Source organism: Azorhizophilus paspali (genome assembly GCF_043587585.2).
Classification (GTDB): Bacteria; Pseudomonadota; Gammaproteobacteria; order Pseudomonadales; family Pseudomonadaceae; genus Azotobacter; species Azotobacter paspali.
The window spans coordinates 1,769,731-1,784,069 of sequence record NZ_CP171449.1 but is presented as its reverse complement, the minus strand read 5'-3'; the positions used below and the strand labels follow the sequence as shown (position 1 = coordinate 1,784,069).

The 14,339-nt window shown below is 60.8% G+C and carries 12 protein-coding genes; 1 reads left to right on the top strand and 11 read right to left on the bottom strand.

Going from position 1 to position 14,339, the window contains the following annotated elements:
* Window positions 1–8: 8 nt before the first annotated feature.
* The 10 genes from ACGI6K_RS08885 to sdhC form a co-directional block, all read right to left on the bottom strand.
* Window positions 9–740: a DUF599 domain-containing protein gene (locus ACGI6K_RS08885; RefSeq protein ID WP_376946596.1), complete on the bottom strand. Its 732-nt coding sequence runs from the start codon at window positions 738–740 to the stop codon at window positions 9–11.
* Window positions 741–848: 108 nt separating this feature from the next.
* Window positions 849–1,736, bottom strand: a complete 888-nt coding sequence (sucD, locus tag ACGI6K_RS08880) for a succinate--CoA ligase subunit alpha (protein ID WP_376946599.1) — start codon at window positions 1,734–1,736, stop codon at window positions 849–851.
* Window positions 1,733–2,902: an ADP-forming succinate--CoA ligase subunit beta gene (sucC, locus tag ACGI6K_RS08875; RefSeq protein ID WP_376946602.1), complete on the bottom strand. Its 1,170-nt coding sequence runs from the start codon at window positions 2,900–2,902 to the stop codon at window positions 1,733–1,735. Before sucC ends, sucD begins: the two co-directional genes overlap by 4 nt.
* 168 nt (window positions 2,903–3,070) lie before the next feature.
* Window positions 3,071–4,504, bottom strand: a complete 1,434-nt coding sequence (lpdA, locus tag ACGI6K_RS08870) for a dihydrolipoyl dehydrogenase (protein ID WP_376946605.1) — start codon at window positions 4,502–4,504, stop codon at window positions 3,071–3,073.
* A gap of 85 nt (window positions 4,505–4,589) precedes the next feature.
* Window positions 4,590–5,801 carry a dihydrolipoyllysine-residue succinyltransferase gene (sucB, locus tag ACGI6K_RS08865; RefSeq protein ID WP_376946608.1) on the bottom strand — a complete coding sequence of 404 codons (1,212 nt, stop codon included), beginning with the start codon at window positions 5,799–5,801 and terminating at the stop codon, window positions 4,590–4,592.
* Between the two features lie 42 nt (window positions 5,802–5,843).
* Window positions 5,844–8,675 carry a 2-oxoglutarate dehydrogenase E1 component gene (locus ACGI6K_RS08860; protein WP_376946611.1) on the bottom strand — a complete coding sequence of 944 codons (2,832 nt, stop codon included), beginning with the start codon at window positions 8,673–8,675 and terminating at the stop codon, window positions 5,844–5,846.
* Window positions 8,676–8,916: 241 nt separating this feature from the next.
* On the bottom strand, window positions 8,917–9,636 hold the full coding sequence (locus ACGI6K_RS08855) for a succinate dehydrogenase iron-sulfur subunit (protein ID WP_376946614.1): 720 nt from the start codon (window positions 9,634–9,636) through the stop codon (window positions 8,917–8,919).
* Window positions 9,637–9,647: 11 nt separating this feature from the next.
* Window positions 9,648–11,420 carry a succinate dehydrogenase flavoprotein subunit gene (gene sdhA / locus ACGI6K_RS08850; RefSeq protein ID WP_376946617.1) on the bottom strand — a complete coding sequence of 591 codons (1,773 nt, stop codon included), beginning with the start codon at window positions 11,418–11,420 and terminating at the stop codon, window positions 9,648–9,650.
* A 3-nt stretch (window positions 11,421–11,423) separates the two neighbouring features.
* Window positions 11,424–11,792, bottom strand: a complete 369-nt coding sequence (gene sdhD / locus ACGI6K_RS08845) for a succinate dehydrogenase, hydrophobic membrane anchor protein (RefSeq protein ID WP_012701533.1) — start codon at window positions 11,790–11,792, stop codon at window positions 11,424–11,426.
* Window positions 11,786–12,169: a succinate dehydrogenase, cytochrome b556 subunit gene (gene sdhC, locus ACGI6K_RS08840; protein ID WP_376946621.1), complete on the bottom strand. Its 384-nt coding sequence runs from the start codon at window positions 12,167–12,169 to the stop codon at window positions 11,786–11,788. The genes sdhD and sdhC overlap by 7 nt, the downstream gene beginning before the upstream one ends.
* 374 nt (window positions 12,170–12,543) lie before the next feature.
* Here sdhC and gltA point away from each other — a divergent pair, with 374 nt between their 5' ends.
* Window positions 12,544–13,827 carry a citrate synthase gene (gene gltA / locus ACGI6K_RS08835; RefSeq protein WP_376946624.1) on the top strand — a complete coding sequence of 428 codons (1,284 nt, stop codon included), beginning with the start codon at window positions 12,544–12,546 and terminating at the stop codon, window positions 13,825–13,827.
* Window positions 13,828–13,942: 115 nt separating this feature from the next.
* On the opposite strand, the gene ACGI6K_RS08830 is transcribed toward gltA, so the two are convergent.
* Window positions 13,943–14,194 (bottom strand): YkgJ family cysteine cluster protein, encoded by a 252-nt coding sequence (locus ACGI6K_RS08830; RefSeq protein ID WP_376946627.1) that lies wholly within the window; start codon window positions 14,192–14,194, stop codon window positions 13,943–13,945.
* Between the last annotated feature and the right edge of the window lie 145 nt (window positions 14,195–14,339).

The window sequence follows — 14,339 nt, the reverse complement described above, 5'->3', positions numbered from 1 at the left end:
CAGAAAGGCTACTTTTCTTCCCTTAGGGGCACCAAGGGCGGGGTCGGCGTATAGATCATGACCTCCAGCACCTCGGAATGAAATTCCCGATGGTAGAGCACTATGACCACGCCGGTCGTGACCAGCATGAACACCCAGGGGTTGATGAACCAGGCCAGCATGGCCAGGCCGAAATAATAGGCGCGCAGACCGAAGTTGAACTGGTTGGCGGCCAGCGAGATCACCCGCGCGACGCGCTCGGCAAAAGCCTTGCGTTCCTGCTCGGTGACGTGCCGCTCTCCCACCATCGGCGCGGCGCCGACTAGCACTGCGGCGAAATTGTATTGGCGCATGCACCAACTGAAGGTGAAGAAGGCATAGACGAACACCACGCACAGGCAGAGCAGCTTGATTTCCGACAGCTCGCGGGTGGTCACCTGGACGAAGGGCAGCTCGGCCAGCAGGGAAACCGCCCGTTCGGACGAACCCAGCAAGGTGAGAATGCCGGCGAGAATGATCAGGGTGCTGGAAGCGAAGAAGGAGGCGCTGCGCTCCAGGCTGCCGATCACGCTGGCGTCGGCGATGCGAGTGTCGCGCTGCAGCAGGCGGCGCATCCAGTCCTCTCGATAGAGGTGCATGATGCTGGCCAGGCAAGGGGTGTCGCGCCCCTTCCAGATGGCATAGCGGGTATAGCCTACCCAGCAAAGCACGAACCAGATGATGGCAAGCAAATGAGGCAGATAGCTTTCGGCGCTGAACATCGGTACTCCTAGCCACGGCAACGCGAGAAGCCCGTCACTTTACCCACACGACGAGAAAATGCCAGTCGAAGGAGCGGCCGGCATTTCCTTGTCGGGAAACCGCCGGGCTCAGGGCTGCTTCTTCTCCCAGCCGGTCAGTTCGGCCAGGGCCTTGCCGATATCCGCCAGGGAACGCACGGTCTTCACGCCGGCATCCTGCAGGGCGGCGAACTTCTCGTCCGCAGTGCCTTTGCCGCCGGAGATGATCGCACCGGCATGCCCCATGCGCTTGCCCGAAGGCGCGGTGACACCGGCGATGTAGGAAACCACCGGCTTGTCGACCTTGGCCTTGATGTAGGCCGCCGCCTCTTCCTCGGCACTGCCGCCGATTTCGCCGATCATCACGATGGCTTCGGTCTGCGGATCGGCCTGGAACAGACCGAGGATATCGATGAAGCTGGACCCCGGAATCGGGTCGCCACCGATACCCACGCAGGTGGACTGGCCAAAGCCCGCATCGGTGGTCTGCTTCACCGCCTCGTAGGTCAGGGTGCCCGACCGGGAAACGATGCCGACCCTGCCCGGCATGTGGATATTGCCCGGCTGGATGCCGATCTTGCACTCGCCGGGAGTGATCACGCCCGGACAGTTGGGGCCGATCAGGCGCACGCCCAGCTCGTCGCATTTAAGCTTGACCTGCAGCATGTCGAGGGTCGGTATGCCCTCGGTGATACAGACGATCAGCCGAACACCGGCGAAAGCCGCTTCAAGAATGGAGTCCTTGCAGAAGGGCGCGGGTACGTAGATGACCGAGGCGTCGGCGCCGGTGGCCTCCACGGCCTCGCGGACCGTGTCGAATACCGGCAGGTCGAGATGGACGAGTCCCCCCTTGCCTGGCGTCACGCCTCCGACCATCCGGGTGCCATAGGCGATGGCCTGTTCACTGTGGAAGGTCCCCTGGCTACCGGTGAATCCCTGGCAGATGACCTTGGTGTCCTTGTTGACCAGAATACTCATGGGTTGTCCTCCGCTGCCTTGACCACCTGCACCGCCGCATCGGTCAGGGTGCTGGCCGGAATAATGTTCAGGCCGCTCCGGGCCAGCATCTCGGCGCCCAGTTCCGCGTTGTTGCCCTCCAGGCGGACCACCACCGGAACCTTGACGCCCACTTCCCGGACCGCGCCGATGATGCCTTCGGCGATCATGTCGCAGCGCACGATGCCGCCGAAGATATTGACCAGCACGGCTTTCACCTTGGCATCGGAGAGAATGATCTTAAAGGCTTCGGTCACCCGCTCCTTGGTCGCGCCGCCGCCAACGTCGAGGAAGTTGGCCGGCCGGCCCCCATGGAGATTGACGATGTCCATGGTGCCCATGGCCAGTCCGGCGCCGTTGACCATGCAGCCGATGTTGCCCTCGAGAGCTACGTAGTTCAGCTCCCACTTCGCCGCATGCACTTCGCGGGGATCTTCCTGGGAAGGGTCGTGCATGGCGCGCAGTCTAGGTTGGCGGAACAGGGCGTTGGCATCGAGATTGATCTTGGCGTCCAGGCAGAGCAGATTGCCGTCTTTCTGGACCACCAGCGGGTTTACCTCTACCAAGGCCAGATCGTGCTCCTGGAACAGCTTGGCCAGGCCGATGAAGATATGGGTGAACTGCTTGAGCTGATCGCCTTCGAGCCCCAGCCGGAAGGCCAGGTCGCGGGCCTGGAATGGCTGGGCGCCGACCAGGGGGTCGATACTGGCCTTGAGGATCTTCTCGGGCGTTTCGTGGGCGACCTGCTCGATGTTCACCCCGCCCTCGGTCGAGGCCATGAAGACGATGCGGCGACTCGAACGATCGATTACCGCTCCCAGGTAAAGCTCCCGCTCGATCTCGGTGCAAGCTTCGACCAGGATCTTGCCGACCGGCTGCCCCGAAGCGTCGGTCTGGTAGGTCACCAGTCGCTTGCCCAGCCAGTTGACGGCGAAGGCCTTCGCCTCCTCCCGGCTCTTGACCAGCTTGACGCCACCGGCCTTGCCACGACCGCCGGCATGCACCTGGACCTTCGCGACCCAGCAGTTGCCGCCAATCCTGTCGCAGGCCTCCGCTGCGGCCTCCGGGGTATCGATGGCAACGCCTTGGGACACGGGTAAACCATATTCGGCGAAAAGCTGCTTGCCCTGATATTCATGGAGATTCATGTCTGGGTACCGTTCTGGTTTTTATGGCTGTCCTTGCGCGGCATGGTGCCGGACCATGCCGACACCACGACCATACCATACCAGCGAAAGCAGCGCGGCAGACGCTCCGCTGTAGCTGCGAGGAGCTACAGCGGATTGTCTGCCGCCGGGTATTGCCTTGTTGCTCGCTTACTTCTTGCGGTTGGCAACGTGAATCGCGTGGCCGCTGACCGCCAGGGCGGCCTCGTGCAGCGCTTCGGACAGCGCCGGGTGGGCGAAGACCATCATGCCCAGGTCTTCAGAGCTAGTGCCGAACTCCATGGCGATGGCGCCCTGCTGGACCAGTTCGGCGGCGCTCGGGCCGATCACATGGACGCCAAGCACGCGGTCGGTCTTGGCATCGGCGATGACCTTGACGAAGCCTGCGGTATCGTTGGCGGCCATGGCGCGGCCGCTGGCAGCGAAGGGGAAGACGCCGACGTTGATGGCTATGCCCTCGGCCTTCAGAGCCTGCTCGGTCTTGCCCACGCCGGCGATTTCCGGGTGGGTGTAGATGACGGCCGGAATCAGGTCATAGTTCATTTGGGCCTTGTGACCGGCGATGCGCTCGGCGACCACTACACCCTCTTCCGAGGCCTTGTGGGCCAGCATGGCACCGCGGACCACGTCACCGATGGCATAGACGCCAGGCACGCTGGTGGCGCAGTAGTCGTCGACATAGATGAAGCCACGCTCGTCCAGGGTCACGCCGCTGTCGGCGGCCAGCAGGTCGGTGGTCACCGGGCGGCGGCCGACCGCGACGATCAGCTTGTCGAAGGTCTGCGACTTCTCGCCTTCGGCATCGACGAACTTGACGGTGACCTGCTTGTTCTTGACCTCGGTGCCGGTGACACGAGCACCCAGCAGGATCTTCAGGCCTTGCTTAGTGAGAATCTTCTGGGCTTCCTTGGCGACCTGTTCGTCGACGGCCGGCAGGAACTTGTCCATGGCCTCAAGTACGGTGACTTCGGCACCCAGGCGGGCCCAGACCGAACCCAGCTCCAAGCCGATCACGCCAGCGCCGATCACGCCGAGCTTGCCCGGAACGTTCTGGAAGTCCAGGGCGCCGGTGGAGTCGACGATGACATCCTGATCGACCGGAGCCGGCGGAATTTCCACCGGCTTGGAACCGGAAGCAAGGATGACGTTCTCGGTGTCGAGTACCTGGCTGCTGCCGTCGGCAGCGGTGACTTCGACCTTCTTGCCGGCCAGCAGCTTGCCATGACCTTCGAACAGGGTAACGCCATTGGCCTTGATCAGCGAGGAGACCCCGCCGGTGAGGTTTCTGACGATCTGGTCCTTACGGGCGATCATGGTCGGCACGTCGATGGCGACTGCGCCGGTGCTGATGCCGTGGAGCTTGAAGCTCTCGTGTGCCTCGTGGAACTTGTAGGAGCTGTCCAGCAGCGCCTTGGAGGGAATGCAGCCTACGTTCAGGCAGGTACCGCCAAGCGAGGTCTTACCTTCTTTGCCCTTGTACTTCTCGATCAGGGCGGTCTTGAGGCCAAGCTGGGCAGACTTGATGGCAGCCACGTAGCCGCCGGGGCCTGCACCAATCACAATCACGTCGAACTTCTGACTCATAACAAATCCTCTTCTTTAAAACGGCGTAAAGCCGCCGGCACGGGCTTTACTGGAAAAGCCTGTGCGGGCAGCTTGCGATCTCAGATCAGATGTCCAGCAGCAGGCGAGCCGGGTCTTCCAGGAGATCCTTCATGGTCACCAGGAAGGTAACGGCCTCCTTGCCATCGATCAAACGGTGATCGTAGGAAAGGGCAAGATACATCATCGGCAGGATGACGACTTGACCGTTGACGGCCATCGGACGCTCCTGGATCTTGTGCATGCCGAGGATGGCGGTCTGCGGCGGGTTGACGATCGGGGTCGAGAGCAGGGAACCGAATACGCCACCGTTGGAGATGGTGAAGGTGCCACCGGTCATTTCCTCGATGGTCAGCTTGCCGGCCTTGGCCTTCTTGCCGAACTCGTTGATACCACCTTCGATCTCGGCCAGGCTCATGAACTCGGCGTTGCGCAGCACCGGCACCACCAGACCACGATCGCTGGAAACGGCCACGCCGATGTCCTGGTAGCCGTGGTAGACGATGTCGTTACCGTCGATGGAGGCGTTGACGCCCGGCTGGCGCTTCAAAGCCTCGACAGCGGCCTTGACGAAGAAGGACATGAAGCCCAGGCGCACGCCGTTGTGGGTCTTCTCGAACAGATCCTTGTACTTAGCACGCAGCTCCATGACCGGCTTCATGTTGACTTCGTTGAAAGTCGTCAGCATGGCCATGGAGGACTGGGCCTCGACCAGGCGCTCGGCGACCTTAGCGCGCAGGCGGGTCATCGGCACGCGCTTCTCGACGCGATCGCCGGCCGCGAACAGCGGAGCGGCGGTGGCGGCGGGCGCCGGCTGGCCGGCAGGAGCGGACTTCTTGGCTTCCGCGGCGGCGACCGCGTCTTCCTTGGTCACGCGACCGCCCTTGCCGGTACCGGTGATGCTGTCGGCAGCGATGGCATTTTCCTCGGCGATCTTGCGGGCAGCCGGGGACAGGATCGGCGCTTCGGCGGCGGCCGGAGCGGCGGCCGGAGTCGGAGCGGCAGCGGCCGGAGCGGCAGCCGGAGCTGCGGTGGCCGCGCCACCCTCGGTCAGCTTGCCGAGCAGTTCGCCGCTGAGCACGGTGTCGCCTTCGTTCTTGACGATCTCAGCGATCACGCCGTCCGCTTCAGCAAGCACTTCCATCACGACCTTGTCGGTTTCGATGTCGACGATCAGCTCGTCACGCTTGACGGCTTCGCCAGGCTTCTTGTGCCAGGTGGCGACGGTGCCGTCCGCGATCGATTCCGGGAAAGTCGGGGCTTTGATATCGATAGCCATTATCTAAAGTTCCTATTGATTCGTTGCTTCTGCGAGAAGGCGTTAAACAGTGAAAGCATCCTGCAGCAGTTTTTCTTGCTGCTCGGCATGCATCGACGCGTAACCGCAAGCCGGAGCGGCCGACGCCTCGCGACCAGCATACTGGAGAAACAACTCCTTCTTGTGCGCGCTGGCGACACGACGCATGTGATGCTGACTGCAGTACCAGGCGCCCTGGTTCATCGGCTCTTCCTGACACCAGACCACATGCTTGAGGTTGGTGTACGGAGCCATGACCTCGGCCAGTTCTTCTTCCGGGAACGGATAGAGCTGCTCGATACGGACGATGGCGATGTCCTCGCGACCTTCGGCATGACGCTTATCCAGCAGGTCGTAATAGACCTTGCCACTGCACAGGACCAGACGCTCGACTTTCTTCGGATCGAGGCTATCGACCTCCGGCAGGACTGGATGGAAGGAGCCGAGAGCCAGATCTTCCAGGGTGGAGATCGCCGATTTGTGACGCAGCAGCGACTTCGGCGTCAAGGCCACCAGCGGCTTGCGCAGCGGACGGATCACCTGGCGCCGCAGCATGTGATAGACCTGCGCCGGGGTAGTCGGTACGCAGACCTGGATGTTCTGCTCGGCGCACAGTTGCAGGTAACGCTCCAGACGTGCCGAAGAGTGCTCCGGACCCTGGCCCTCGTAGCCGTGCGGCAGCAGCATGGTTAGGCCGCACAGGCGTCCCCACTTGGTCTCGCCGCTGCTGATGAACTGGTCGATCACCACCTGGGCACCGTTGGCGAAGTCGCCGAACTGGGCTTCCCAGATCACCAACGCGTTCGGCGTGGTGGTGGCATAGCCATATTCGAAAGCCAGCACGGCCTCTTCCGAGAGGAAGGAATCATACAGCTCGAACTTCGGCTGTCCCTCGTAGAGATGCTGCAGCGGAATGTAGCGGCTGGCATCCTTCTGGTTGTGCAGCACCGCATGGCGGTGCGAGAAGGTGCCACGACCGACGTCCTGACCGGTGATACGTACCGGATGGCCTTCCTTCAACAGAGTGGCGTAGGCCAGGGTCTCGGCACAGCCCCAGTTGATCGGCATGGCACCGACGCCCATGCGGCCGCGATCCTCGAGGATCTTAGCGACTTGGCGCTGGACCACGAAACCTTCCGGGATCTGCAGCAGCTTGGCGTTCAGCTCCTGCAGGGTCTTCAGCTCGAAGCTGGTGTCGTGACGAGCGGTCCAGGCATGGCCAAGATAGGGGGTCCAGTCGACGAACAGCTCGGTGTTCGGCTCCTTGACCAGGCTCTTGAGCACGTGCTGACCGTTATCCAATGCGGTACGGTATTCGTCGACCTTGGCCTGGACTTCTTCCTGGCTCAGGCTGCCCTCCTTAACCAGCGCGTCGGCATACAGCTCGCGGGTGGTGGGCTGCTTGGCGATTTTCTGGTACATCAGCGGCTGGGTGCCGCTCGGCTCGTCGGCCTCGTTGTGGCCGCGACGGCGGTAGCAGACCAGGTCGATGACTACGTCGCGCTTGAACTGCATGCGATAGTCGACGGCCAGTTGGGTCACGAACAGCACGGCTTCCGGATCGTCACCGTTGACGTGCAGTACCGGCGCCTGAATCATCTTCGCCGGGTCGGTGCAATACTCGGTCGAACGGGTGTCGACCGGGTTGCTGGTGGTGAAGCCGACTTGGTTGTTGACCACGATGTGGATGGTACCGCCCGTCTTGTAGCCGCGGATCTGCGACATCTGGAAGGTCTCCATCACCACGCCCTGACCGGCGAAGGCCGAGTCGCCGTGGATGGAGATCGGTACCACCTTCTCGCCGGTAGCGTCGACGCGACGGTCCTGGCGGGCACGCACGGAGCCCTCGACCACCGGGGAGACGATTTCCAGGTGCGAGGGGTTGAACGCCATGGCCAGGTGCACTTCGCCACCCGAGGTCATCACGTTGGAGGAGAAGCCCTGGTGGTACTTCACGTCACCGGAGCCCAATTCGACCAGATGCTTGCCTTCGAACTCGTCGAACAGGTCGCGCGGATTCTTGCCCAGCGCGTTAACCAGCAGGTTCAGACGACCGCGGTGGGCCATGCCGACGACGACTTCCTTGGTGCCATAGGAGCCTACGCGCTGGATGATCTCGTCGACGACCGGCACCAGGCTTTCGGCGCCTTCCAGACCGAAGCGCTTGGTGCCCGGATATTTAGTGCCCAGGTATTTTTCCAGGCCTTCGGCAGCGCTCAGGCGCTCGAGCAGGTGGCTTTTCACCTCCTTGGAGTACACCGGACGACCGCGTACGCTTTCCAGGCGCTGGGCGAACCAGTTACGTTGCTCGGAATCGACGATATGGGTGAATTCGGCGCCGATAGTGCGGCAATATGTCTCCTGCAATGCCTGCAGGATTTCGCGTAGGGTCGCCTCTTCCTTACCGATGTAAAGCTCGCCGGTACGGAATGGGGTATCCAGATCGGCGTTGGTCAGCCCGTAATGGGTAATCGAAAGGTCGGAAGGCGCAGTGCGCTGCCACAGACCGAGCGGGTCCAATTGCGAGGCCTGGTGGCCACGCGTACGGTAGGCCTGGATCAGACGCAGGACTTCGACCTGCTTCTTCTCGTGCTCGGTGCTTACGCTGGAGGTTGCGACCGGCTGTGCGCGTCGCTGGTTCTTGGCCAGCAGAACGAACTGGTCGCGAACGGGAGCGTGCGGAATATCGGTGGAAGCACCAGCTTCGGCGGGCAGCTTCTCGAAATAGGTGCGCCACTCTTCGGGCACAGCGTTGGGGTCGTGCAGGTAAAGCTCATAGAGCTCTTCCACATAAGCAGCATTTCCACCGGAAAGGTGGGCACTGTTCCACATGCGCTGCATAACGCTATCTTGCATGCTTGGTCACCCTTTTGAGGGGATACCATCGGCGCGAGCCGCACATGGTCGTTCCAAAGTCATGGAGCAGCGACTTTGGTAAAGCCACTACGGATCCCACAGATAGTCCGAGCGTTGCCCGGATGCCCCTGCTAGTTAAATTCTTTATAGGAGCGCGGCTTCATGAGCTGCGGATCCATCTTTGGCTGCGACGCCGGAATCGCTTCCGACGCCGCAGGTATGCGCTATCGCTAGGAACCGCTTAGGTAGCGCTACGCAGCAGCATGTCGCGCACGTGACCGATGGCCTTGGTCGGGTTCAGGCCTTTCGGGCAGACATATACGCAGTTCATGATGCCGCGGCAGCGGAATACGCTGAACGGGTCATCCATGGCAGCCAGACGCTCCTGGGTCTTGGTGTCACGACTGTCGGCCAGGAAACGATAGGCCTGCAGCAGTGCGGCGGGACCAAGGAACTTGTCCGGGTTCCACCAGAAGGACGGACAGGAGGTCGAACAACAAGCGCACAGGATGCACTCGTAGAGACCGTCCAGCTTCTCGCGCTCTTCCGGGCTTTGCAGACGCTCGATGGCCGGGGCGGGAGTATTGTTTTGCAGGTAGGGCTGCACCTTCTCGTACTGCTTGTAGAAGGTGCTCATGTCCACGACCAAGTCGCGGATGATCGGCAGTCCGGGCAGCGGACGAATGACCAGTTTGCCCTCCTTCACTACGCTGGATAGCGGAGTGATGCAGGCCAGGCCGTTCTTGCCGTTCATGTTCATGCCGTCGGAACCGCACACGCCTTCACGGCAGGAGCGACGGTAGGAAAAGCTGCCGTCACGCTCCTTGATCAGGGCCAGAACGTCGAGGACCATGAGATCCTTGCCGTCGATGTCAATGTTCAGATTCTGCATGTAGGGAGCAGAGTCCTGCTCCGGGTTGTAGCGATAAACGCTAACTTGCAATGTCTTGGGCAGCGACATATCGATAACCCTTAATAAGTACGTACTTTGGGTTCAAACGCCGGAACGGTCTTCGGCGCGAAGTTGACAGCGCGTTTGGCCACGCGCTTTTCCCCCGGGAAGTACAGGGTGTGGCACAGCCATTCCTTGTCATCGCGCTCTTCGAAGTCTTCACGGGCGTGAGCGCCACGGGATTCCTTGCGAGTCTCTGCAGCGATCGCGGTGGCCTCGGCCACTTCGAGCAGGTTCTGCAGTTCGAGAGCCTCGATACGGGCAGTGTTGAAGGCCTGGCTCTTGTCGTTGATCTTGACTTCGGCGATACGACCACGCAGATCGGCCAGTTGGGCGATCCCCTTTTGCATGTATTCACCGGTGCGGAATACACCGAAGTAGTTCTGCATGCAGTTCTGCAACTCTTTACGCAGGGGCGCGACTTCTTCGCCACTGTTGCGCTCGTTCACGCCGGACAGGCGCTTGAGCGACTCGTCGAGATCGGACTCGGAAGCACTGCGGTACTCGATACCTTCCTTGAGCGCCTTCTCCAGATGCAGACCGGCGGCACGACCGAACACGACCAAGTCGAGCAGCGAGTTGCCGCCCAGACGGTTGGCGCCGTGCACCGACACGCAGGCCACTTCGCCCACGGCGAACAGACCTTCGATGATCTTGTCGTTGCCGTTGGCGTCCTGGGTGATGGCCTGACCATGGATGTTGGTGGCCACGCCACCCATCATGTAATGGCAGGTCGGCACGACCGGAACCGGAGCAAGCACCGGATCGACGTGGGCGAAGGTCTTGGACAGTTCGCAGATGCCGGGCAGGCGGCTGTGCAGCACTTCCTCGCCGAGGTGGTCGAGCTTCAGCAGCACGTGGTCGCCATCCGGACCACAACCGTTGCCGGCGATGATTTCCTTGACCATGGAGCGGGCGACGACGTCGCGGCCGGCCAGGTCCTTGGCATTCGGCGCATAACGCTCCATGAAGCGCTCGCCGTGCTTGTTGATCAGGTAGCCACCCTCGCCGCGGCAGCCTTCGGTCACCAACACACCGGCACCGGCGATGCCGGTCGGGTGGAACTGCCACATCTCGATGTCCTGCACCGGCACACCGGCGCGCAGAGCCATGCCCACGCCGTCACCGGTGTTGATCAAGGCATTGGTGGTCGAGGCGTAGATGCGACCGGCACCACCGGTAGCCAGAACCACGGCCTTGCAGCGGATGTAGACCGTTTCGCCGGTTTCGATGCAGATGGCAATGATGCCGACCACGGCGCCGTCCTGGTTTTTCACCAGATCGACCGCGTACCACTCGTTGAGGAAGGTGGTTTTGTTCTTCAGGTTGCCCTGATAGAGGGTATGCAGCAGCGCGTGACCGGTACGGTCGGCAGCGGCACAGGTACGGGCGGCCTGACCGCCGTTGCCATAGTCCTTGGACTGGCCACCGAACGGGCGCTGATAGATACGACCGGTTTCGGTACGGGAGAACGGCAGACCCATGTGCTCGAGTTCGAATACGGCTTCGGGGCCGACCGAACACATGTACTCGATGGCGTCCTGGTCACCGATGTAGTCCGAACCCTTAACGGTGTCGTACATGTGCCAGCGCCAATCGTCGTTCGGGTCCGCCGAAGCGATGGCGCAGGTGATGCCGCCCTGTGCGGAGACAGTGTGCGAGCGAGTCGGAAACACCTTGGTGACCACTGCAGTCTTATGGCCGCCCTGAGCCAGTTGCAGAGCAGCACGCATGCCAGCACCACCGCCGCCGACGATGATTGCGTCGAAGGAAAGCGTACGAATGTTAGCCATGGATCAGATACCCCAAAGAATCTGCACACCCCAGACGAAAAACGCGAACATGGCGATGCCACACGCGGCCTGGAAAAGGAAACGTACGACGGTCGCCAGCTTGCCCAGCGCCATCGGAGTCAGGTAGTCGGTCGAGATGGTCCACATGCCGACCCAGGCGTGTACACTCAGGGCGACGAGAGCCAGCAGACTGAAGATCCGCATGCCGGTGCTGGAGAACAGGCCATGCCATTCGGCGTAGCTCAGATCCGAGCTGAAGAACAGGTAGCCCAGCAGGAAGAGGGTATATGCCGCGAGAATGACCGCGGAGACACGCTGGGCCATCCAGTCGTAGAGACCCGAGCGCGAGAAATTCGTGACATTGGTTACCATATCCAAACCCCCGACAGCAGGATCAGCGCCACCGAAACGCCGATAACGATTTTCGAGCCCTTGGTGCCGCCTTCCAGCGTTTCACCGATGCCCGTATCCATAATCAGATGGCGCACGCCGGCCACCAGGTGGTACAGCAATGCGGACACCAAGCCCCACGCCACCAGCTTGACCAGCGGGCTGGCCAGATACCCCTTCACCTGCTCGAAGCCTTCCTCCGACGACAGAGACTTGTCGAGCCAAGACAGCAGCACGACAATTCCCAGGAAGAGGACGACACCAGAGATACGGTGAAGAATGGACGTGTAAGCAGTGACAGGAAGTTTGATTGTCCTAAGGTCTAGGTTTACAGGTCGTTGGCTTTTCACGGCTTTCATTCACTGTGAGAGCCCTGGCGAGCAGGGCGAAGTTGTTGGGATGTGCACTGGTCAGGTACCCACCACCCAGAGAGCGGCAACCTCCAGAATACGCGGCTCCGAAGCCCCTGGCGGTTGGTTGCCGAGTATAGACAGTTAGGGTACTAATGACAACGCAAGCACCCTCAACAAAGTAGTGATTGCACTAAGGCTATTAATCACGTAAATAGCTTCTTTTTTGCGTGCAAACCATTCTGAAACGAGCGCTTCACTACTACTTTGGTGCAGATTGCTTTCAGACTCGTCACCCCTATAGTGACACTCTATAGATAGAGGCGACTCCGCGTGGGGTTCGCCGACGATACCTAGCAGAAAGCTCAAAAAGGAGGCCACTCATGGCTGACAAAAAAGCGCAGTTGATCATCGAGGGCAACGCTCCCGTTGAACTGCCCATGTTGACCGGTACTGTCGGTCCTGATGTGATTGATGTACGCGGTCTGACTTCGACGGGCCATTTCACCTTCGATCCTGGCTTTATGTCTACTGCTTCCTGCGAATCGAAGATTACCTATATCGATGGCGACAAGGGCATCCTGCTGCACCGCGGTTATCCGATCGAACAACTTGCGGAAAAATCCGACTATCTAGAAACTTGTTATCTGTTGCTGAACGGCGAACTGCCTAATGCCGATCAGAAAGCCAAGTTCGTCAACAATATCAAGAACCACACTATGGTTCATGAGCAGTTGAAGAACTTCCTCAATGGATTCCGTCGCGATGCCCACCCGATGGCCGTGATGTGCGGTGTCGTCGGTGCCCTTTCCGCCTTCTATCACGACTCGCTGGATATCAATGACCCGCAGCATCGCGAGATTTCCGCGATCCGTCTGGTAGCTAAGATGCCGACCCTGGCCGCCATGGTCTACAAATACTCCCTCGGCCAGCCGCTGATGTATCCGCGCAACGATCTGGACTACGCGGAAAACTTCCTGCACATGATGTTCAACACCCCGTGCGAAGTGAAGCCGATCAGCCCGGTTCTGGCGAAGGCCATGGACCGCATCTTCGTCCTGCACGCCGATCACGAGCAGAACGCCTCGACCTCCACCGTACGTCTGGCCGGCTCCTCGGGCGCCAACCCGTTCGCCTGTATCGCTGCCGGCATCGCGGCCCTTTGGGGTCCGGCACACGGCGGCGCCAACGAAGCCGTGCTGACCATGCTCGACGAGATCGGCGATATTTCCAATATCGAGAAGTTCGTGGCCAAGGCCAAGGACAAGAACGATCCGTTCAAGCTGATGGGCTTCGGCCATCGCGTCTACAAGAACTTCGACCCGCGCGCCAAGGTCATGAAGCAGACCTGCGACGAAGTGCTGTCCGAACTGGGCATTAACGATCCCCAGTTGGAACTGGCCATGAAGCTGGAAGAAATCGCGCGTAACGATCCTTACTTCAAGGAGCGCAATCTTTACCCGAACGTTGACTTCTACTCCGGCATCATTCTCAAGGCGATCGGCATTCCGACCAGCATGTTCACCGTGATCTTCGCCCTGGCTCGTACCGTGGGCTGGATCTCGCACTGGAAGGAAATGCTCTCCGGCCCGTACAAAATCGGCCGTCCGCGCCAGTTGTACACCGGCTACGAGAAGCGCGACTACATCCCGGTGGAAAAACGCTGATAGCGTTTTCCGTCCGGCGGAAAAAGGCTGCGTTTTAACGCAGCCTTTTTTATTGGTTATCCATTCGCGTATCGGCTCGCTCCGTACGGACACATATCGTTGCCGAGACCCCGTCTCAACGCGTTTCCTGTTCCAGCCAGGCGAGCAGCCGCAACGCTTCCTCCCGACTGTCGCCGCAGACAGCCGCATCCGCCTTGAAGGCCGAACAGACTGCCGGCCGCCCGAGCTTATCGAACAAGGTGCATAAACCCTTCACGGACAGATGCAGGCAACGCTCGCCTGCCGGCTTGCCGAACGGCATGCCTGGGAGCGGCGAACTGATGGAAGGAGCAATGCAGCAGGCACCACAACCCGCGCGGCACTTCATGAGCGGACCTCGCAAGGTGAACAACTTTCAGGGAAGGTCAAGTATCTTAATGCCGAACTCAACGAGCCGCTAAGCTATCCTCCGCCCCGCGCCTCCTCCCACCACCGATCGGTCGCCCGCTCACACCAGTCCGGAGCCATATTCC